Annotated in this window: 20 protein-coding genes; 9 read left to right on the top strand and 11 right to left on the bottom strand. The window is 71.7% G+C overall.

Translation table 11 applies throughout. The features are described 5' to 3' along the window. Positions 1–548 precede the first annotated feature (548 nt). The 3 genes from MXD62_RS00220 (at position 549) to hpnH (ending at position 4,165) form a co-directional block, all read left to right on the top strand. Positions 549–1,022 carry a peroxiredoxin gene (locus MXD62_RS00220; RefSeq protein ID WP_248827468.1) on the top strand — a complete coding sequence of 158 codons (474 nt, stop codon included), beginning with the start codon at positions 549–551 and terminating at the stop codon, positions 1,020–1,022. A 611-nt stretch (positions 1,023–1,633) separates the two neighbouring features. Next, positions 1,634–2,005, top strand: coding sequence for a hypothetical protein (locus tag MXD62_RS00215; protein WP_020463613.1), 372 nt, complete (start codon positions 1,634–1,636; stop codon positions 2,003–2,005). 1,161 nt (positions 2,006–3,166) lie between these two features. Further along, positions 3,167–4,165, top strand: a complete 999-nt coding sequence (gene hpnH / locus MXD62_RS00210; RefSeq protein WP_248827467.1) for an adenosyl-hopene transferase HpnH — start codon at positions 3,167–3,169, stop codon at positions 4,163–4,165. A 123-nt stretch (positions 4,166–4,288) separates the two neighbouring features. Here hpnH and MXD62_RS00205 read toward each other — a convergent pair whose 3' ends face one another. Next, on the bottom strand, positions 4,289–5,158 hold the full coding sequence (locus tag MXD62_RS00205; protein WP_248827466.1) for a helix-turn-helix transcriptional regulator: 870 nt from the start codon (positions 5,156–5,158) through the stop codon (positions 4,289–4,291). 429 nt (positions 5,159–5,587) lie between these two features. Between MXD62_RS00205 and MXD62_RS00200 the strand changes: the two genes are divergently transcribed. Then, positions 5,588–5,818, top strand: a complete 231-nt coding sequence (locus MXD62_RS00200) for a hypothetical protein (RefSeq protein ID WP_248827465.1) — start codon at positions 5,588–5,590, stop codon at positions 5,816–5,818. A 212-nt stretch (positions 5,819–6,030) separates the two neighbouring features. Here the strand turns inward: MXD62_RS00200 and MXD62_RS00195 are convergent, their stop codons facing one another. Genes MXD62_RS00195 through MXD62_RS00180 form a run of 4 tightly spaced genes read right to left on the bottom strand, consistent with a single transcriptional unit; the run spans position 6,031 to position 10,280 of the window. Further along, the gene (locus MXD62_RS00195; protein ID WP_248827464.1) at positions 6,031–7,002 is read right to left on the bottom strand and encodes an LLM class flavin-dependent oxidoreductase; all 972 of its coding nucleotides are present in this window, start codon (positions 7,000–7,002) and stop codon (positions 6,031–6,033) included. 47 nt (positions 7,003–7,049) lie between these two features. Beyond that, entirely contained in the window at positions 7,050–8,240 is a 1,191-nt protein-coding gene (locus MXD62_RS00190; protein ID WP_248827463.1) for an XdhC/CoxI family protein, read from the bottom strand. Next, entirely contained in the window at positions 8,233–9,405 is a 1,173-nt protein-coding gene (locus tag MXD62_RS00185; RefSeq protein WP_248827462.1) for a VWA domain-containing protein, read from the bottom strand. Before MXD62_RS00185 ends, MXD62_RS00190 begins: the two co-directional genes overlap by 8 nt. Then, complete coding sequence (locus MXD62_RS00180; RefSeq protein ID WP_248827461.1) at positions 9,402–10,280, bottom strand: MoxR family ATPase; 879 nt, start codon at positions 10,278–10,280, stop codon at positions 9,402–9,404. Before MXD62_RS00180 ends, MXD62_RS00185 begins: the two co-directional genes overlap by 4 nt. Before the next feature lie 83 nt (positions 10,281–10,363). Between MXD62_RS00180 and MXD62_RS00175 the strand changes: the two genes are divergently transcribed. The 3 genes from MXD62_RS00175 to MXD62_RS00165 all read left to right on the top strand — a co-directional run bounded on the left by MXD62_RS00175 (position 10,364) and on the right by MXD62_RS00165 (position 14,246). Then, a complete protein-coding gene (locus MXD62_RS00175; RefSeq protein WP_248827460.1) occupies positions 10,364–10,999 on the top strand; it encodes an NTP transferase domain-containing protein in 636 nt (211 codons plus the stop codon). Between the two features lie 125 nt (positions 11,000–11,124). Next, entirely contained in the window at positions 11,125–13,464 is a 2,340-nt protein-coding gene (locus MXD62_RS00170; protein WP_248827459.1) for a xanthine dehydrogenase family protein molybdopterin-binding subunit, read from the top strand. Positions 13,465–13,475: 11 nt separating this feature from the next. Beyond that, the gene (locus tag MXD62_RS00165) at positions 13,476–14,246 is read left to right on the top strand and encodes an SRPBCC family protein (RefSeq protein ID WP_248827458.1); all 771 of its coding nucleotides are present in this window, start codon (positions 13,476–13,478) and stop codon (positions 14,244–14,246) included. Here MXD62_RS00165 and MXD62_RS00160 read toward each other — a convergent pair. The 3 genes from MXD62_RS00160 to MXD62_RS00150 form a co-directional block, all read right to left on the bottom strand. Next, on the bottom strand, positions 14,243–14,728 hold the full coding sequence (locus MXD62_RS00160; protein ID WP_248827457.1) for a (2Fe-2S)-binding protein: 486 nt from the start codon (positions 14,726–14,728) through the stop codon (positions 14,243–14,245). The genes MXD62_RS00165 and MXD62_RS00160 overlap by 4 nt on opposite strands. Next, positions 14,721–15,089, bottom strand: a complete 369-nt coding sequence (locus MXD62_RS39025; RefSeq protein WP_308301176.1) for a hypothetical protein — start codon at positions 15,087–15,089, stop codon at positions 14,721–14,723. Before MXD62_RS39025 ends, MXD62_RS00160 begins: the two co-directional genes overlap by 8 nt. Positions 15,090–15,613: 524 nt before the next feature. Beyond that, positions 15,614–16,387 carry a type 1 glutamine amidotransferase gene (locus MXD62_RS00150; RefSeq protein WP_248827455.1) on the bottom strand — a complete coding sequence of 258 codons (774 nt, stop codon included), beginning with the start codon at positions 16,385–16,387 and terminating at the stop codon, positions 15,614–15,616. A 292-nt stretch (positions 16,388–16,679) separates the two neighbouring features. Between MXD62_RS00150 and MXD62_RS00145 the strand changes: the two genes are divergently transcribed. Beyond that, the gene (locus tag MXD62_RS00145; protein WP_248827454.1) at positions 16,680–17,168 is read left to right on the top strand and encodes a flavin reductase family protein; all 489 of its coding nucleotides are present in this window, start codon (positions 16,680–16,682) and stop codon (positions 17,166–17,168) included. Positions 17,169–17,217: 49 nt separating this feature from the next. Here MXD62_RS00145 and MXD62_RS00140 read toward each other — a convergent pair whose 3' ends face one another. After that, positions 17,218–18,093: a hypothetical protein gene (locus tag MXD62_RS00140; protein WP_248827453.1), complete on the bottom strand. Its 876-nt coding sequence runs from the start codon at positions 18,091–18,093 to the stop codon at positions 17,218–17,220. Positions 18,094–18,445: 352 nt separating this feature from the next. Here MXD62_RS00140 and MXD62_RS00135 point away from each other — a divergent pair, with 352 nt between their 5' ends. Then, positions 18,446–18,610 (top strand): hypothetical protein, encoded by a 165-nt coding sequence (locus MXD62_RS00135; protein ID WP_020459997.1) that lies wholly within the window; start codon positions 18,446–18,448, stop codon positions 18,608–18,610. Positions 18,611–18,781: 171 nt separating this feature from the next. Here the strand turns inward: MXD62_RS00135 and MXD62_RS00130 are convergent, their stop codons facing one another. Both MXD62_RS00130 and MXD62_RS00125 read right to left on the bottom strand, forming a co-directional pair. Then, entirely contained in the window at positions 18,782–19,045 is a 264-nt protein-coding gene (locus MXD62_RS00130; RefSeq protein WP_071066869.1) for a hypothetical protein, read from the bottom strand. Between the two features lie 315 nt (positions 19,046–19,360). Continuing rightward, complete coding sequence (locus tag MXD62_RS00125; protein ID WP_248827452.1) at positions 19,361–20,233, bottom strand: helix-turn-helix transcriptional regulator; 873 nt, start codon at positions 20,231–20,233, stop codon at positions 19,361–19,363. Positions 20,234–20,660: the final 427 nt, after the last annotated feature.

The following is a 20,660-nucleotide window of genomic DNA, read 5'->3' as shown; positions in this document are numbered from 1 at the left end:
CGGCACGGAAGGCCACGCGGACTCCGATTCCCGGAAGCCGGGACCATCGCCGCAGACCAGGGCCCTTGGTCCCTCAATAAAAGAACAATGTCCAGACCACGCCGCCGTACACCGCCCACCCCTACACCGGACCTCCCGGCACCGGCACCGGCACCGGACAGAAGTGTGGCGACCGAGTGACACCATGGACTCTCTCAGTCGCCACACTTCAGATCCCACGCCCGCCCGGGGCTCGGATGCCCCGCCCACCCGCGGCCCGCGGGTGGGCGGAAAGGTGACCGAAACAGCCGAAAACGTGACACGGCGCTTTACGCCACCGGTACGGTTACCTAATTCAGCCATCCACGGCTTGGCCGTCATCCACCACGGGCGCGGGTCCAGCGACCCGGCGCACGTGACCGGTCCCCGCCGCGGCGCACCCGGAAGGAGCCAGATGTCGAGTCTTCTCGACGATCCCACCAGGCGGGTTCACCCCGGCTGCCCCCGTGACCCGGGCCGCCGTGTCATGCCCGGCGGGTCGCTCGGCCGCGAGTGGGGGGTGGCCTGAGATGGCGACGCCCGCGATCGGCCAGCCGGCGCCCGACTTCACGCTGCCCGGCCTGACGCTGACCGGTGAGGAGGCCACCCGGTCCGAGTTCACCCTCTCCGGGGAGCGGGGCCACCCGGTCGTCCTCGCCTTCTACCCGGGTGACAACACTCCGGTCTGCACGAAGCAGATGTGTTCCTACGCCGCCGGCATCGAGGTGTTCCGTGACCTCGGGGCCCTGGTCTGGGGAATCAGCCCGCAGGACCTCGACAGCCACGAAGCCTTCGCCCGTTCGTATTCTCTCAGCTTTCCCCTGCTCGCGGACGACGACCGCACGGTCGTCAAGCAGTATGGCATCTCCCTGCCAGGACTCGGACTACGCCGGTCGGTGTTCCTCGTGGATGCGAACGGCGTACTACGCTGGAAGCAGGTCGGGCTGATCGGTGTGACCTACTCCGATGTGGAGACGATCGCCAAGCAGCTCGCTCAGCTCTGAGTACACGTTCCGCCCTGAGCACACGTTCTGCTCTGAACGCGTGCTCGGTGTGGCTCGTGGCATCGTGGGCGGCTCCCGGTTGTGGGCCGTAGGACCGGAGGGCCGTCCACGGAACGATGGTGGATCGCCTGCCACGTGGGGGCTTCGGGGCGGTGCGGCCGGGCCGAGACCACCGCGGCCGCGTGACGAATCGGCCGGGTCGCGTGCCCGTCCCGCCGGCGCGGCCTGCTCCTGGGGCTCGGCACCTGTCTTGACCTGCGGTTATACGAATTCAGGTAGACAATCCCACGGACCTCTCAATTCATGCACTCGCGACGCTCTAATTGCCTAGTCAGCCGATCACCGTGCGAAGTGCTCCACCAATGCACGGGTCAGATCTGCCCGAACCCTGGTGAGATGGCCCTGACAGGCACCTGTGAGTTGGCATTTCCGGGAGAGAGGGCCGCCACGACATGGCGCTCGACGACCCGGAGAGTGCCCCCATTTTCAGGTGGGGCGAAATGCGGATAAGGCTCGGGACCTGGTGGTTTGCACGAGCGGACCGATCCGCCAACGACGAAGGCAGTGACCTGGCTGCCCTGGAAGAAGTTGATGATCACGTGGGAGGCGACATGAACAGCGTCGACGTTGCACTGAAGGAATCGCTGGAGATCGAGGGGGCGACCGGGGTCGCCCTCGTCGACTTCACGAGTGGGATGACGCTCGGCAAGCTGAGCAACATCCATAACTTCGACCTGGAGATCGCGGCCGCCGGGAACACCGAGGTCGTCCGGGCGAAGATCCGCACGATGGAGAGCCTCGGCCTGCAGGACACCATCGAGGACATCCTCATCACCCTCGGTCGGCAGTACCACCTGATCAGGCTTCTGAGCAGCCACACTGGGCGCGGCCTGTTCCTGTACCTGGTGCTGGACAAGAGCCGCGCGAACCTGGCGATGGCCCGCCACCGGTTGCGCACCATCGAGTCACGCCTCGACATGTGACGTCCGCCAGCTCGTGGTCGGCCGCCGCCGGCACGGTCCGCCCGGGACGGCGCTCCCGCGGCGGGGCCGAACCACGAGCGCGCCGGTGCCGGCCCCCAACGACGCTGACCGGCACCGGTTCCCGATGACGCCGCCCGACAACGGTCCCCGACAGCGGTTCCTGACAACGGTTCCTGACAGCGCCGCCCGGCACCCGCCGGATCGCGTCGGCTACGAAGCCACCCCGGCTCCAGCACTGGACGATCAGGCGCACCGCGCCCGGCACCGTGATCACCACCGGTGCACACCACCTCGACGGCACCGACGCCCAAGCCGGCGAACGGAACCCGCCGGCCCGCGCGACCGGGCCGGCCGCACGTGGCCGCGCACCGCCCGCGCCCACGCGATCTCCGCCGTCTCCTCGGCTGCCTCTGCGCCCCCGTCTCCTCCGCGCGTTCCACTCCCTCTGCGCCCGCGGGCTCCTTCGTCTCCCCCAGGCCGGGAGGTCGCGGCCGAGCGTCTGCTCCCCCGCATACACGTCGATCGCCCCCGCCGGCCGCCGGGACCGGCTCCGCCGGGCGCCCCCGTACTGGTATCGGCGCCCCGAGGCCGCGCCGGGACGATTCCGCGTCCCGGGACCGGGCCCGGTGCCGGTGCCCGCCGAGACGTACCGCGTGACCGGGGTCTTCAGTCCGGTGGCGGCATCCGACGGCCCGCCCGCGTCCCGGTACCGGATGGCACGGTGACCCGCCCGCCCGATGACCCGGCACGTTCGGGCGCGGCGCATTTCCGCCCACCGGGTTACGGTCGTGGCTCCGACCTGCTTCGCCGGGCCTGACTGGCCGGGCAACGGCTTTCACGGGTGCGTGCGCGAGCAGTCGGACGTCCGCCGCCTCGACGGGCGTTGTGCCCTTGACGATGACCTAAGGCGGGCCCAAAGGTCCAGTTCGATGTGAGACCGCGGTAGCCGGCGGGTACGTGAAAATCGCATCTCGCTTCGGTAAACGGGCTGGTGGCGACATAGTTGACCGGAAAAAGATCTCGGCCAGCCGGTTAAGTAGCTCTCATCGAAGAATTTTCCCAAGAACTAGATAAGGCGCCTCCTTAGACTTAGGGGAGCGGTACGGCATCGCGACTCCACCACCCACCAGGCGAACGTAGATCAACACCGGAAGGGTGAATATGAGCATTCCGCGGCGTCAGGCGATCAAGATCGGTGCCTATCTGCTGAAGCAGAAAATCGCACGTCGAGACAAGTTCCCGATCACGCTCGAGCTGGAACCGCTGTTCGCGTGCAACCTCTCCTGCGAGGGCTGCGGCAAGATCCAGCACCCCGCGGACGTCCTCAAGCAGCGCATGCCGGTCGAGCAGGCGCTCGCCGCCGTCGACGAGTGCGGCGCGCCCGTCGTGTGTCTGGCGGGTGGCGAGCCGCTGATGCACCCACAGATCGAGCAGATCGTGGAAGGCCTGGTCAAGCGCAAGAAGTTCATCTACCTCTGCACGAACGCGGTGCTGCTCCCGCGCAAGATCGACAAGCTGAAGCCCTCGCCGTACCTGTCGCTCGCGGTGCACATCGACGGGCTCGAGGACCGCCACGACGAGTCCGTGGCGAAGAAGGGCGTCTTCGCCCAGGCCGTCGACGCGATCAAGGACGCGCAGGACCGCGGATTCCGGGTGACGACGAACACCACGTTCTTCAACACCGACACCCCGCAAACCGTCATCGAAGTGCTGGACTTCCTGAACAACGACCTCAATGTCGACGGCATGATGCTCTCGCCGGCCTACGCCTACGAGAAGGCCCCTGAGCAGGACAAGTTCCTGGGCGTCAAGGAGACTCAGGAGCTTTTCCGCAAGGCGTTCGCCGACGGCCGGCGCAAGCGCTGGCGCATCCAGCACTCGCCGCTGTTCCTCGACTTCCTCGAGGGCAAGGTCGACTTCCCCTGCACCGCGTGGGGAATTCCGTCGTACTCCCTCTACGGCTGGCAGAAGCCGTGCTACCTGATGGGTGACGGATACGCGTCGAGCTATAAGGAGCTTCTCGACACGACCGACTGGGAGTCGTACGGCCGCGGCCGCGACCCCCGCTGCGAGAACTGCATGGCCCACTGCGGCTACGAGCCGACGGCCATCGCCGCCACGCTGACCTCGCTGCGGGAGTCCATCCGCGCGACGCGCTGAGACACTCGGCGAGCGGATGCGGAAGATGATCTCGGTGACGGCGGTCGCGTCCTCCGGCCGGAGGGCGACGACCGCCGCACCGAGGTCCTCCACGCGGCTCCGGCTCGCCGGTTCCAGCGGCCGTCACGCCACCTTCGGAAACTGTTTCTTGAGGCGGTCGATCAGGGTCACGGTGGCCTCCTCCGAACGAGCCATCGCTCCCCACCCCTCGATGAACAGGCCGTCGAAGCTGAGGCCGACCCAGCGGCCGGTGAGCCGGTCACCGTGCGGGTGCAGCGAGAGGAACAGCGTGCCCTTCGACCGCACCGGGCCGTCGACCGCCACGTACCACCCCATGACGATCTCGTTGTCGAAGACGCGCAGCTCGCCCGACCAGAGGTAGCCGCCCTCCTCCAGGGCCAGCCCGCGCGAGACCGCCTCGATGTGGAGGACCTCGCCGGCCTGCTCCACGCTGACCTCCTGCGAGGAGCGGATCTCCTCGCCGTCCCGGAAGGTCTGCCAGGACGTCCACCACCGCCCCGACAGGTCGATCCGGCTCGGTGCCGGGGGCCCGGCCGCTCCGGACCTGGGCGCGGGAACGGCCGACGCGCCCGACGATGCCGGTGCGTCGGACAGTGCTGGCACGGCCGGCAGGGCCGCGGCCGCCGCCGGCCCGACCGCGACGGCGCCGCCCCCGACGATGAGCTGTCGGCGATCCGTGATGTCCACCTCCTCCGGGACTCCCCGCCAGATGACGCCCGCCTGACCGCCCTTGTCCTCCAGCCACGCGTGACGGCGCAGCTCGACGAGCGCGCCGCCGGCGTTCAGCTCCGCGTCGATCGCGGCCACGAGCGACTGCGACGGCACGCCCAGCAGGCCGCGCTCGGCCTTCGAGAGGTAACTCGGTTGGTAACGCACCCGGTTGGCCAGCTGGGCCTGGCTGAGCCCGGCGGCCTTCCTGCGCTGGACGATTGCGCCCAACAACTTGGCGAGACAAGGTTGTATGTGCTTCACATCGTCTACCCGGGGTCCTCGGTTCTGGTTCGTCGCCGACCGATTCCAGCTGGTCTGACTGTTGTCACACCCACGCGGGCGAGGCGCCGGCCACCAGGGCCGCCACAATTCGTCCGCTGATCTCCCGTGCCGATCGTGCCATACCGGACCGGCCCGTTGACCGTGCCGCATTCGACGCGCCGGTGGCTCTGTGTCCCTTCCTCCGCATGCCTGCAGTATGACGCCACTCACACCCTCGCCTGATCGCCCGTCATGGTGGACCGTTGGTCGAAGGGAGAGGGGACGCCATCCAGCAGGAACACCGCCCGGACCGGAGCGATACATGACAAAGGGGCGCCGACTCGTCGAGGCCGACCTCGTCGAGGCCGACAGAGTGGCATTAGATTCATTTAAAGAAGTTAAATTCATTTTCCGCAGAGCGAGGCCGGCGTGACGACGCCGAGCCCCCTGCACCCCCCGTCCGAGGAGAGCTGGCGGCACGCCGTGCGCGGGAAGTGGGCGGCACCCAGCGCCTACGCCGTCGTGCTCGTCGACGACGCCGGGTCCCCGACCTCCGTCGTCGGGACGTTCCCCGGCCCGATGTCAGCCGAGATGTACGGGCGGATCGTCGGCGCCGACTTCCGCGTCGTACGGGTGGACCCGGCCGATCCGGGGATCTGACCGCGCGGGCCGCCGGCCCGCGAACACGAACGCCGGCTGGAATCGCGAACCCGGGGTTCCACGGGCCCGAAATGCTGATGCCCGAAGCCGGTCCGGGCTTCGGGCATCAGCATTCGGGAACCAGGGATCAGCACGGTCCGCCAGCGGCCAGAAGCGGCGTCGACCGCCGACGGGCGCGGATCAGACAGGTACAGATCAGACGGGGCGACGGATCAGCGGAAGGCCGGCAGAACCTCGCGCTCGAACAGGCGCAGGCTGTCCCACGCCGACTCGGGCGGCATTCCCCCGCACAGCGGGTGGAGCTGGGCGAACGGGAAGGGCGCCGCCTTCTGCTCGGCCACGAACTGCTCGGGCGTCAGCACCCGGTACTGCCCGGTCGTGCGGAGATGGTCGGCATCGGCAGCCGTGCGGTACGGAGAGACCGCGTTGTTCTGGGCCTGCCAGACGCCGTAGGCGTTCGTCTCGTGGAGGAAGAACGGCGACATCCGCTTCCAGCCCTCGTCGGCGTCCTCGGCGAGCGCGACGACCTGGTTGGCGCCGATCGGGCTCTGCCCGGGATCGGGCCGGCCGAGCTTCTGGACCTCGTCGCGGTAGAACTCCCAGACCTCCGGCACCGAGGGGACGAAGCCGTCGGCGATGCGCGCGGCACGGCGGGCGGCCGGCTCGCTGCTGCCACCGAGCGAGATCTGCGGGCCGCCGGGGCGGAACGGACCCGGGGTGAGGTGGACCGTCCGGCCGCGGTACTCGAACGGCTCGCCGGTGAACGCGGCCTTGAGGGTCGTCACCGTCTCGGTCACCCGGCGCCCGCGTTCGGACATCGGGACGTCGAACAGGGCGAACTCCTCGCGGACGTACCCGCCCGCGACGATCAGGTCGACGCGACCCTTGCTGATGTTGTCGAGGAAGATCATGTCCTCGGCGAGGCGCAGCGGGTCGTGAAACGGTGCGATGAGCGCCGCGATACGGAAACGCACCTTCGTGGTGCGCGCGGCCATCGCCGCGAGCATCGGGATCGGGCTGGGAAGGTAGCCGTCCGGCGAGCCGTGGTGCTCCGAGACCGCGATGGTCACGCAGCCCAGCTGGTCAGCCCACTCGGCCATGTCGAGGGCCGCCGCGTAACGGTCGGCCATGGTCGTACCGGCGAGGTCCGGATTACGGAAGTCGAAGCGTAAGGCGAACAGCACGGCCGGAGAGTAACAGGAATCAGATCCGTGCGATCGGCACGCGACGTTCAGCCGTCATGGGCCGATGCCCGCACGTCACCGGCCGGCGCGGATGGGTCACCGGCCGGCGCGGATGGGTCACCGGCCGGCGCGGGCAGGTCATGGTGGATAGGGCCGGACAGCTGCCGTAGCTGGGCGCCCGATCCCCCGTGCCGCGTCGCGATGATCTCCGCGGCGATGGAGATCGCGGTCTCCTCCGGTGTGCGCCCCCCGATGTCCAGGCCGATGGGCGCGTGCAGGCGGGCCAGGTCGGCGTCGGAGAAGCCGAGCTCCCGCAGCCGCCGCGCGCGGTCGGCGTTGGTGCGGCGCGAGCCCATGACGCCGAGGTAGGCCAGCGGCCGGCGCAGCGCGACCTCCAGGAGCGGCACGTCGAACTTCGGATCGTGGGTGAGGACGCAGACGGTCGTGCGCTCGTCCACCGCCGTCGCGGCGAGGTAGCGGTGCGGCCAGTCGACGACCACCTCGTCGGCCTCGGGGAACCGCTTGCGGGTGGCGAACGTCGCCCGTGCGTCGCACACGGTCACCCGGTAGCCGAGGAAGGCGCCCACCCTGGCCAGCGCGGCGGCGAAGTCGATGGCACCGAAGACGATCAGCCGCGGCCGCGGCGCGTAGGAGGCGACGAAGACGGCGCTGTCGTCACCGCGCCGCTCGCCGTCCGGGCCGTAGCGGACGATGCCCGTCCGGCCCTGCTCCAGCATCCCGCGCGCGTCGTCGCGGACGGCTGTGTCGAACCGCGCGCTGCCGAGGGTGCCCTCGACGGAGCCCGGCCGGATGACGAGGCGGGACCCGACGGGGCTGGTGCCCACCCCGCTGACCAGCGTCGCGACCGCGACCGGCCGGCCGTCCCGGACGTCGGCGAGGATCCCGCCGAGCTCGGGGAACGTCCGCCGGCTCACCGCCTCGACGAAGACGTCGATGATGCCCCCGCAGGTGAGGCCCACCGCGAACGCGTCGTCGTCACTGACCCCGTAGCGCTGCAGGACGGGGACGGACGTCGCGCGGCACTGCTCGGCCAGGTCGTACACGGCCCCCTCGACGCAGCCGCCCGAGACACTGCCCACGACCGAGCCGTCCGGGGTGACAGCCATCGCCGCGCCCGGCTGGCGCGGGGCCGACTTCCAGGTGCCGACGACCGTCGCCAGGCCCACGGTCTCCCCCGCCTGCCACCAGCTCTCGAGGTCGGGGAGCACGTCACGCATCGGAGATCACCTCGGCAAGTCCTCGCAGTGCCTGGAACGTATGCCCGGCCAGCAGGTCGTCCACGTGGGGAAGCGCCGCGGACATGCCTGCGGCGGTCGGCGTGAACCCGTCCCGGCCGGTGTGCGGGTTCACCCAGAGGACCCGGTGCGCGAGCCGGGCCAGCCGGGCCATCTGCTCGGCGAGCAGGGTGACGTCGCCGCGCTCCCACCCGTCGGACACGATCACCACGACCGCCTGGCGGGCGGTGCCCCGCTGCCCCCACAGGTCGAGGAAGGCGCGCAGCGACTCGCCGAGGCGGGTGCCGCCGCTCCAGTCGGGAATCGCCTCACCGGCCGCCCGCAGGGCCTCCCCCGCGTCCCGCAGCCGCAGCGGACGGGTGAGTCGCGTCAGCCTGGTCCCGCAGGTGAACACCTCGGTGGCGAACGGGGCGACCCGGACGGCGGCGTGCGCGAAGCGCAGCATCACGTCGGCGTAGGGGCTCATGGAACCGCTGACGTCGACGAGGAACACCAGCCGCCGGGGCCGTACCCGCGGGCGCGCGCGGACGAGCTCACCGGGCTCGCCGCCGTCGCGCAGCATGGCGCGCACGGTGCGGCGCGGGTCGAGCCCGCGGTTCCCGCCGGGCCGGCGCCGGCGGCTGGGACGGGACCCGGCCCGGGGGGCGAGCAGGCCGACGAGCCGGTCGATCTCGGCCCGCTCCGCCGGGCTGAGGTCCGCGACGTCGCGGCGGCGCAGCAGCTCGACGTCGCTCGCGCCGACGGGGAGCGGGTCGGCCGGGCTGTCGTCACCGTCGTCGCGCGCGGTGCCGGCGCCGCTGGACGGCCAGACCCGCACCGCCCGCGACGACGGCGCGACGGCCCCGGCGGCGGCCTCCCCGGGCAGCCCGTCGAGGCGCCCGCGGAACCACTCGTCGAACAGCGCGTCGTAGCGCGGCAGGTCGTCCGGTTCGGCGCACAGCGCCAGGCGACCGGCCCAGTACACGTCGGCGGCGCTGGTGGGATCGAGGTGGGTGAGTGCCTGCACCGCCGTTGCGACCCGGCTCACGTCCGCCGCCGCGCCGGCGCCGCGCAGCGCGCGGGCGAACCCGGTCAGGGCGACCAGCGGGTCCGGTTCGGCGAGCGGACCCGCGGCGGACGGACCCGCGGCGGGCGGCCGCGCGTTCACGCCAGCCCGCCGACGATCTCGCCCAGTTCCCGCTCTGCGCGGACGATGTCCTCCCGGTACTTCAGCACCGCGCCCAGCGTCATCCGCGCCGCCTCTCCGTCGAGGCGGGAGCGGCCGAGGGTGTGCAGGGCCAGCGCCCAGTCGATCGTCTCGGCGATGCCGGGCGGCTTGAGCAGGCCCGCCTCCCGCAGCCGCGCGGTGGCCCGGGCGACGTCCGCGACGAGCTGGCGCGCCGCGCCCGGCACCCGGCGCCGGACGATCTCCACCTCCCGGGCGAAGTCCGGATGGTCCAGCCACAGGTAGAGGCAGCGGCGCTTCAGCGCGTCGTGCACCTCGCGGGTCCGGTTCGAGGTGATCACCGTCAGCGGCGGGACGTCCGCCCGGATCGTGCCGATCTCCGGGACCGTCACCGAGCCCTCGGCGAGCACCTCGAGCAGGAACGCCTCGAACTCGTCGTCGGCGCGGTCGATCTCGTCGACGAGCAGGACGGCGGGGCTCTGTTCGAGTGCCTGCAGCACCGGGCGGGCGATCAGGAATCGGCGGTCGTACAGCGAGGCCTCGATCTCGCCCGGGTCCGCGCTGCCGGCGGCGGCACGCAGGTGGAGGACCTGACGCGGGAAGTCCCAGTCGTAGAGCGCCTGGCTCACGTCGATGCCCTCGTAGCACTGCAGGCGAATCAGGCGGGCCTGGCAGATCGTGGCCAGTGCGTGTGCCAGCGCGGTCTTGCCGACGCCGGGGTCGCCCTCCACTAACAGCGGCCGGCCCATCCGCAGGGCGAGGAACGCGGCGGTGGCGACGCCCTCGTCCGGCACGTACCCGGCCGCGTCGAGGGCACCGGCCACCGCCGCCGGGTCGGCGAAGTCACGTAACGGCATGACGGCGAGTATGACCACCGTCCCGGCCCGGTTCCCGCCACGCGGGCGGGACCAGACTGACCGACGGGACCAGACTGGCCGGCATGACCGGACACGCACCGGCCCGGATCGTCGCGGCCGTGCTCGCGGCGGGCGGCGGCAGCCGGATGGGCGCGCCGAAGGCCGAGCTCGTCGTGGGCGGGGCGCGACTGGTGGACCGCGCGGTGGCCGCCGCGCGGGACGCCGGCTGCCACTGGATCATCACGGTGGTCCGGGACGGCACGGCCGTTCCAGGCGCGGACGTCGTGGTGAACCCTGACCCCGGCCGCGGGCAGCGCAGCTCGCTCACACTCGCGCTGGACCGCGCCCGCGGTCCGGTGCCCACTGCCGGTGCGGCGGGGGTGGACGCGGTCGCGGTGCTGCTGGTCGACACCCCCGGGATCGGCGCGGACGCGGTGCGCGCCGTCCTGACGGCCTGGCGGCCGGGCCGGGTCGCCGTCGGCCGCTACGGCGGCCGGCGCGGACATCCGATCGTCATGGCGCCGCGGCTGTGGCGCGAGGCGATCGCGCTCGCCGGTGCCGACGAGGGTGCGCGCCGATTCCTCGCCGCGCACCCGGATCTGGTCGACGAGGTGCCGGTCCCGGGTGATCCCGCCGACCTCGACACCCCGGAGGATGTACGGCGCTGGCCCGGTTCCCGCCCGTCCGCGGCCGGCACCGCCGCGGACGCGCCCTCCTGAGCGGTCGCCCAACATCGTCGGGCCCGGACGGCTAGAGTCGTGCGCCGGCGGCATCTGTGACGTACGCGGCATCTGTGACGTACGCGGTAGCCCGGCCGTCCGGCGCACGAACGGAGCAGGTGCTCATGCTCGAGACCACCGCGGCGCGTTATGCGGGCACCCGGGTCCAGCGGGTGGAGGACGGGCGCCTGCTCACCGGGCACGGCACGTTCGTGGACGACGTCCGGCGGCCGGGCATGCTGCACGCCTGCTTCGTGCGCAGCCCGTTCGCCCACGCCCGCGTCACCCATGTCGACATCTCGGCCGCGCTGGACCTCCCCGGTGTCCACGCCGTGTTCCTCGCCGCCGATCTCAACCCGGACATCCGCGAGCAGTGGTACACCGCGATGGGCAAGGACATCCCGGACACGCCCCGGCCGGCGCTCGCCTCGGACGAGGTCCGCTTCGTCGGCGACCCGGTCGCCCTGGTGATCGCCGAGAGTCGGTACATCGCCGAGGACGCGACCGAGCTGGTCGAGGTCGACTACGACCCGCTGCCCGCCGTCGCCGACTACCGCGACGCCGAGACGGCGGACGCCCTGGTGCACGAGGCCTACCCCGGCAACGTCGCCGGGAGGATGGGCGGCCCGCCGCCGGCCGCGGCCGAGGAGGTCTTCGCCGCCGCGGCGCACGTCGCCGACGAGACCATCTACCAGCAGGGCTATGCCGCGGTGCCGATCGAGACCCGCGGGCTGGTCGTCGAGTGGTCCGCCGGTGAGCTCACGATCTGGGCTGCGACGCAGGCCCCGCACGAGGTCCGGGCGTTCTGCGCCCGGCTGCTCGGCCTGCCCGAGCAGCGCGTCCGGGTCATCATGCGCGACACCGGCGGCGGCTTCGGCCAGAAGGTCATCCCGCTGCGCGAGGACATGTGCGTCATGCTGGCGGCCCGCAAGGTCCCCGCCGCGATCAAGTGGATCGAGGACCGGCGCGAGAACCTGATGTCGGCCGGCCAGGCCCGCCACGAGCACGGCCGGGCACGGATGGCGTTCGCCGCCGACGGCGAGATCCTCGCCGCCCACATCGACCACGCCCAGGACGTCGGCTCCTACCCCAGCCCGTGGCCGGTCGGGACGTCCGCGGCCGTCGGGATGATCTTTCCGGGCCCGTACCGGATCCCCCAGGCCACCTGGTCGACGGTCTCGCTGTTCTCGAACACCAGCGGCCGGACGGCCTACCGGGGCCCCTGGCAGTTCGAGTCGATGGCCCGCGAGGTGCTCCTCGACATCGCCGCCCGGCAGATGGGCCTCGACCCGGTCGCGCTGCGCCGGCGCAACCTGCTCGGCCTGGCCGACATGCCGTACGTGAACCCGTGCGGGATGCCCTACGACCACATGTCCCCGCGGGAGACCTTCGACCTCGCGCTGGAGATGCTCGACTACGGGGCGTTCCGCCGCGAGCAGCACGAGGCCCGCGCGGCCGGCCGCTACCTCGGGGTCGGTACCTGCAGCTATGTGGAGCCCACCTCGACCGGGATGGGGTACTACGCCACCGAGGGCGCCACGATCCGCATCGAGCCGTCCGGCGCGGTGAACGTCTATGTGGCCGGCGGCTCGACCGGCAACAGCATCGAGACGACGGTGGTGCAGCTGACCGCCGACGCGCTGGGCGTCGACCTCGACCAGGTCGCCACGATCCAGGGCGACACGGCGGTCACGCCGTTCGGCGCCGGCACCGCCGGCAGCCGCAGCGGCTCGATGACGGCCGGCGCCGTGGCGCAGACGGCGGGCATCCTGCGCGAGAAGATCGTGGCGCTGGCGGCCCACAAGCTCGAGGCGGCCGAGGAGGACATCGAGCTCGCGCACGGCCGGGCCAGCGTGCGCGGCACCCCGACCCTCGGCGTCGACTACGCCGAGCTCGCCAACCTGGCCTACTTCCAGCCGGGCGCGCTCCCGCCGGGCATGTCCGCCGGGCTGGAGGCGACCGCCCGCTACTCCGCCCAGAGCCCCATCCTGTGGGCCAACGCGACGCACATCTGCACCTGCGAGGTCGACGTCGTCACGGGCAAGGTCACGCTGCTGCGCCACATCGTCGGCGAGGACGTCGGCCCGATGATCAACCCGAACGTCGTCGAGGGGCAGATCGCCGGCGGAACCGTGCAGGGCATCGGCGGCGCCCTGCTGGAGAACCTCGCCTACGACCCCGACGGCAACCCGCTCGCCTCGACGTTCGTCGACTACCTCCTCCCGACGACCACCGAGGTCCCGACGATCGAGTACGGCCACCTGGAGACCCCCGCGCCCGGCCCGGGAGGCTACAAGGGGGTCGGCGAGGGCGGCGCGATCGGCTCGGCCCCGGCGGTCGTCAACGCCGTAGCCGACGCGCTGGCCCCGTTCGGCGTGAAGATCACAAGTTTGCCCGCCAGCCCCGCGACGATCGTCTCGCTGCTGGAGAACGCGCGCCGGTCGTCCGCGGCGCCGACACCGTGAGGACATAAGCAGTGGAGCTGACCAACGAGTTCCGGGTCGCCGTGCCGATCGACCGGGCATGGGACGTGCTGACCGACCTCGAACTGATCGCACCGTGCATGCCGGGCGCCGAGCTGTTGTCGGTCGAGGGCGAGGAGTACCGCGGCGCGGTCAAGGTGAAGGTCGGGCCGATCACCGCCCAGTACAAGGGCAAGGCCACCTTCCAGGAGAAGGACCACGCCGCCCACCGGGCCGTGATCAGGGCTGACGGCCGCGAGACCCGCGGCCAGGGCAACGCCAGCGCGGTCATCACCGCCACCCTCACCGAGGACGGCGACGCGACCGCCGTCCGGCTCTCCACCGACCTCACCATCTCCGGCAAGGCCGCGCAGTTCGGCCGCGGCGTGCTCGCCGACGTGAGCGCCAAGCTGCTCCGGCAGTTCGTCCAGTGCCTGGAGAGCAACGTCCTCTCCGCGGCCCCCGCCTCCGTACCCGACTCAGCACCTGACGACATTCCCGTGGCCGCACCCGTTGCCGCGGCCGACGACACTCCCGTGGCCGTGACTCCCGTGGCCGCGGCGGACGTTCCCGCGCCTCATCAGGAAGCTGCCACGCGCCCCGCTCCGCGCCCGGCCGGCGGGGACATCACAGCCGCCCGCGCGGAGGCGCGCGGCCAGGAGCCCGTCCCGGTGAACCTGCTCGGGACGATCGCCGTGCCCGTGGCGAAGCGGGTGGCGCCGGTCGCAGCGGTGCTCGTCGTCGCCCTGTGGCTGATCCGGCGCGCGGGACGGCCCCGGCGCTAACCGTCCGCGCTGGTCGCACCGGTGGCCGCGGCGCGGCGCACCGCCTCGAGGATTCCCTGGTAGCCGGTGCAGCGGCAGTAGTTCCCCGACAGGCCCTCGCGGATCTCCTCGTCCGACGGGCTCGGGATGTCGCGCAGCAGCGCGGTGATGGAAATGACGAAACCCGGGGTGCAGAAGCCGCACTGCAGCCCGTGACACTCCCGCAGCGCCGCCTGGACGGGTGAGAGCTCACCGTCCACCGCGATGCCCTCGACGGTCGTCACCTCCGCCCCGTCCGCCTGCACCGCGAACATCAGGCAGGCGCGGACGGCGAGCCCGTCCACCAGAACGGTGCAGGCGCCGCACGCGCCGTGCTCGCACCCGAGATGGGTGCCCGTCAGCCCGCACCGCTCGCGCAGGAAGTCGGCGAGGGTGAGACGGGGCTCTGCGGTGTGCCGAACCTGCCGGCCGTTCACCGTCAGCTGGACCGGTCGCTCACCCATCGAGTGCCTCCGCAGTGGCCGACTCCCAGGCCCGGGCCACCATCGCGGCCCCGACCCGGGTCCGGTAGGAATCCGACCCGTGCAGGTCGGCGGGGACGTCCTCAAGCCCGGCCATGGCCCGCTCGCCCAGCTCCGCGGCGTTCACCTTGGCGACCGGCAGGCCCGTGACGGAAAGCTCGGCCGCGGCCGCACGCCTGGGCACCGAGCCGAGCCCGAGCAGCCCGATCGCGCAGCGGCGGACCGTGGGCGGGGGGGGGGGGGGGGGGGGGGCGCGCCGCCCCCCCCCCCCCCCCCCCCCCCCCGCCGAGCTCCGTCCTGACTCAGGCCCGCGCGTTCGGCATTGTGCTGCTGGCCGCAGCACAATGCCGCTCTACCGACGGTGATCACTATTCGGGTTCCCGACGCCGCCGCGGTCGCGGCCTGTGTCCGGTGGCGGCGAAGAAGTCGCCGGCGCTGTCGTCCTTGACGAAGACGAGCGTGCCCTGGGGGGACCAGCCCGGGTGCCAGGTGCCAGGTGCCCGGGCCGGCGACCGGAGCGGGCGGGAGACTCCGGCCGGGATCGGGACCACCCGCCGTCGGGAACGGCGCGGCCCGGCTCGGCGGCGTGAGACGGTCCGCGCCGAGCGGGCGGGTCGCCGGGGCGGGAGCCGACCACGTCGCGTCGCCCGCACCGGGGTGATCGAAGTAGACGGTGCCCATCCCGCCCACGCCCAGCCGGCCGGCGAGCGCGTAGCCGCCGATCTCGGTCGGATCGCCCTCCTCCAGCGGTTCGACTCCCGGGGGGACGTCCGCCATCACCGCCCCCTCCAGGCCGCCGCACCGGATCCGTCGTCCGTCCAGTATCGCGGGCCTGCTCGGGTGGGACGTCCGGGAACGGTGGCTGGCTCACTTCGCCCGGGGCCGTCTGGAGTCGGCTGTGGTGCGGACGCTCGTCCAGAAGGCGTCGAACAGGGCGTCCGAGCGGTGCCGCGCCTCGTCGGCCCGGGTGGCGATCTCGGCGCGCAGGGCGGCGGCGTCGACGCCGTGGCCGCGCAGCCACGGCTCGAGCCCCTGCTCCCGCCACCCGCGGACCCACCCCTCGAAACTGGCCGGCGTGATCTCGGGATGGAACTGGACGCCCAGGTGCGGCCCGGAACGGAACGCCTGCGGGGCGTCCGCGGTCCAGGCGATCTCCTCGGCGCCGGGCGGGACGTCGAAGGTGTCGAAGTGGAACTCGAGCCATGGGCCCGCGGGGACGAGATCCGGCGCCGCTGTCGTCACCGAGCGCCAGCCGAGCTCGGGGCGCGGCGCCCGCCGCACGGCGGCGCCGAGGGCGCGGGCGAGCAACTGGCCGCCGAAACAGATCCCGAGCACCGGTGTCCCGGCCTCGACCGCGGCCCGTAGGTAGGCGAGCTCGGACGGCAGCCAGGACACGGTGTCGTCGTAGGCGGACCTGTCCGAGCCCATGACCACGACCAGGTCCAGCGACCGCGGCGAGGGCGGCGGTGAGCCGGAGGTGACGAGGGTGAAGTCGATGCCGTGGTGGCGCAGCCGGTCGCCGACGCTGCCGATCTCGGCCACGGCGGCATCATCCGTGACGTCGTGCACGATCACCACCGCCCGTGGCGGCGTGCCGGCCCGGATCGCCTTGTCGGAGCCCAGCGTGTTCTCGACGCCCACAGTGTTCCCGACGGTACGCCACGTGCTCGCGGACGGCTCAGAACCAGATCCCGATCGGGACGCCCCGGTCGTCGAGCTGGCCCGGCCCGGGGTCCGGAAGGCAGCCGGCGCTGCCCGGCCGCGGGGCGCGCCTGGCGGGGCTCGCCGTGCGACCGCCGGGACGGGCATGAGGCGCTGATCTCTGGGAATGTCCCAGGCACCCGGGCGACCCGGCGGCCGGCAGGGCGGGGCGGGGAACGCCGCACCTGGGCGGGGGATGCCGTACCCGGGTAGGAGAGGAGCTGGGCGATCCATGGTCGAACCGAGCGCGTTTCACGAGGCGGTGAGCGCCGTCAGCTATCCGATGGCGATCGTGACCACCGCGGCGGGCGGTGAGCGCAGCGGTTGCCTCGTCGGCTTCCACACCCAGTGCAGCATCGATCCGCCGCGTTACCTCGTCTGCGTCTCACGCGGCAACCACACCTTCGCCGTGGCCCGGCGGGCGACGCACCTGGCCGTGCACCTCCTCGACGTCGCCGACCGGGAGCTGTCGGAGCTGTTCGGCGAGCTCACCGGCGACGAGGTCGACAAGTTCGCCCGCTGTCGCTGGTCGGGTGGGCCGTTCGGGATGCCGGTGCTGGCGGGCCCGCGTGCCTGGTTCGCCGGTCCAGTGATGACCACCGCAGAGGTCGGTGACCACACGGCGTTCGTGATCGATCCGGTCGCGGGGGAGTTCCACGGTCCGCTGCGCCAGCTGGGGTTCCAGGACGTGCGCGACATGGAACCGGGCCACCCCGCCTGACGGGCCCCGCCTGAGGGGCCCCGACCGATCGGCCCCGCCGGGTCGGCTCTCAGGCAGGCTCGCCGGCCGGTGCGCTGTCGGGGGCGTCCGACGCGTCGGCGAAGAAGACGAAGCAGCGGGTGCCGACGAAGGCGTCGTCCCGCATCACCATGCTCGAGTAGACGGTCATCGGCAGGATCGAGCCGTCGAGCCGGTGGATCGTGGTCGGGAAGTTGAGGATCCCGCTCTGGCCGGTCATGGCATCGCCCATCGCCACCAGGTCGGCCTCGACGGCGAAGATCGTGAGGAGGTTCTGGCCGACGAACCGCGCCGGCTCGTCCTCGCAGCCCAGGAACTGCAGGTGAACCTGGTTGGTCCGCCGCACCTCGGCGGTGCGGGCCATCGCGTGGACGGGGACGGGAAGGAGCTCGAAGAGGTCGTCGAGCTCCTTCGTCAGCGACTGGACGCCCGCCTCGTCCAGCGGCTCGACGAGCGGGGTGACATCGGCCTGGCTCCACTGGCGGTGCCACTCCCACGCGTCGGTGCCTTCGGGCCCCGGGAGGGACGCCTGGAACGCCGGCCGGGTGACGATGCGGAGCATGCCGCCGTCCGGCTCGCCGTTGACGTCGAGCAGGCAGTCCGCGGTCGAGCCGTCGGCCCGACGAACCGTGACCGGCACGTTGTGGAGCGCGTACCCGTCGGCCGCGGTGGCCGTGAGCCGGTCCCAGGTCGCGGCGTCCAGGAGCGCCCTGGCCGACAGCCCGGAGGGCGACGAGCTGGCGTCGGGCCAGTCCGCGATCCGGCGTTGCGCCCGGTTCGCCCGGTGCACGGTTCCGTCGAAGCCCGTGACCATGATTCCGATGTTCGAGTTCTCGAACAGGTCGACGAGCTCGAGCAGGTAGTCGGTCGCGGAGACGCCGGCGTACTGCGACACATCGATGGGCATGAACTGGAGCCTTTCTCTGGCGCGGGCCGCTCGGGCCGCGGGCTCTCGGCGCTGGCTACCGGGACGCCGCCGCGGATCACACGGCCGGGTGAACCGGGTGCGACGAGGGTCCCTGGCGCAGGTAGCGCGCGGCCAGCGGACCGGTAGCGGCCTGCCGCTACCGGCTCTGGCACTGCGGGCGAGATGTAGCCCACCGTACCGAAGCGGTTCCAGAGGGGCATTTAACACGGAAGGAGCCCGGAGCTTAACTTCCGGTGAATCGCCGTGTGCGACTCTTGGTTTGCGTGACATCCGGTCGTGTGGTACCGGGTCGGCCCATCCGCGTCACAACGGCGGGAGAGGTGGTATTCCCATGACGGACATCGTCAGGCTGGTCGAGTCGATCAATGATGTTCCCACCGTGGAGGAAACGGACGTGATCCTCGAGGAACTACGTCGGCTCCCGAGGACCTCGGAGAACATCAAGCTGATGGACGATCTTCTCGAGTTTCGGTCACTACTCGGCGCGGCGGAGTGAGAGCACGCGCCGAGTAGCGATCGAAGTTCGGGCGGGGTGCCGGCTTACGTCACGTTCCCCCAGGATGTGCCGAGACCTGACCGGCCTGGCATTCCTCTACCGCGGGGTGCCGGACGGCTGGCGCTGCCGATCGCCCGGCTGTCCAGCGCCGAGATGCGCTGGACAGTCCATTCAGACGAACAGGCCGCCCTGGTTGGCCGCGACACCGGACAGCTCGCGCAGGCGGTTCTCGACGTACCGCTCGCTGTGGTTCGTCTTGTCCGCGATACGGGCGACGAGGTCGTTGATGTTGGTGGCGGCGTCGAGGTCCGCCGTGCTGACCTGGCCGAACTGGTCGAGGATGCGGTAGCGCAGCTGCCGCCAGTTCTGGCGCAGCTGCTGCTCCACCTGGCGCCGCTGCTGCTCGATCTGACGCTGCTCCTGCTGCTGGATCATTTTCTTTGGATCCCCTTCTCGGTGGTCGTTTTCCTGACGCGCCTGAAGGCGCGCAGCGAACGCTACCCCAGCTGCTTCGGATGGCGTTGAAGCGCCGCCGGAATGCGAACCCAAGGTCGCACTTGGGATGTCTGGCGCCGAATGGGCCGCGGCATCTGGGATGCTCCCGGATCGGGAATCAAAAAGGGCGCGCGAGAGGCGTGAATAGCCGTCATCTCGGTCGCCAGGGCGGCCGGGTGAAATGCGGGAGGCGCTGCCGGCTTTTCGGTTTCGCCCCGGCTGGCCGGAGCCGTCGGGCGTGCCGGAGCTGCGTCGTCAGGCCTGCTGCCCGGCCGCGGTGCCGGACACGGTCAATGGTTGCGGCGCGGCGCTTATCCGCCGTTGGTAGGACGACGGCGTCTCGCCGCAGTACTGGGAGAACGCGCGGGCGAACGCGCTGCCGTTGTCGAAGCCGACGGCCGTCGAGACCTCCAGCACCGACTGCCCGGGCACGGCGAACAGCGCCATCGCGCGCAGCAGGCGGGCCTGGAGGAGGTAGCTGCGCCACGACAGGCCGAGCGTCGAGCGGAACTGGCGGCGCAACGTCCGCTCGGACACGCCGACGGCCCGGCTCACCTCACCGACCGTCACCGAGTCGAGATGGTTCTGGGTGTAGGCCATGGCCGCCGACACGATCGGGTCGGTCGAGGTCGGCAGGCTGAGTGGCGCCTCGTGGTCGAGTGCCTCGGACACGAGGTGGCCGAGCGTCTGGAAGAAGCCGTCGGCCACCGGGTCGTGCTCCGCCCGGGCGATCGGCCACCGCAGGGCGTAGATCATCATTTCGCGGATGAGTGGGGCCACCGCGAGGATGCGGGCGCGGTCTCCGGGATGCGGGACGAGCCGCGGGTCGAACATCACCGACACCGTCCGCACCGCCGTGTTCATGGTGGCCTGGTGCTCGAGGCCGGCGGGAATCCACGCGGCCTGCTGCGGCGGCAGCAGGTAGTGCGCGGTGGCGGTTTCCACCTCGACCACGCCCGCGACCGCGTACTCGATCTGGTGCAGGTCGTGTGAGTGCCAGCCGGTGACGAGCCGCTCGCCCTCGTACAGGTAGCTGCCGCCGAGGGCCTGCCCCCCTCGGCGCACATCGACCAGGCTGGCCCTGGCCGTTTCCGGCGCCCTCCTGGCGGAATGTGCGGAGGCGGTCATGGCCGAGAGTGTACAAACGGGGCCTGCTGTGGTCTACCGGTCACGGTCGCGCGCCGGAAGGCGATCAGTCTGGCCGTCGGCCGCGCTGGATGTGCAGGTCGGCGGCCCGCGCCCGGATCCGTGTGTTGATGTTGGCCGTTTGTGTTGGCTATCTGGCCGTAGATGCAGAGACGGCCACGGCCGCGAAGCGTACAAGTATGGGAAGTCGAAAGGTGCGATCACGGTTCCCGTTGATTCGATGCGCGCGCCGAAGGCTTCCCGACCCGACGGCCGAGGAGACGAAAATTAAGTGGGACGATCCGGTCCTGGTGAGCATTGACGGCAACGTGGTCGAGCCGCCAGACCTGTTATGGAAGAACCTGCCGACCAAACAGTCCCGGCTGTACGCCCGGCAGCGGGAGGAAAGAGAACCCGCGCGAGCGGTGCG

The organism is Frankia sp. Mgl5 (assembly GCF_023242985.1).
In the GTDB taxonomy this organism is placed as follows: Bacteria; Actinomycetota; Actinomycetes; order Frankiales; family Frankiaceae; genus Parafrankia; species Parafrankia soli.
Note: the sequence above shows the minus strand (reverse complement) of the source record. Positions and strands in the feature narration are given on the sequence as shown.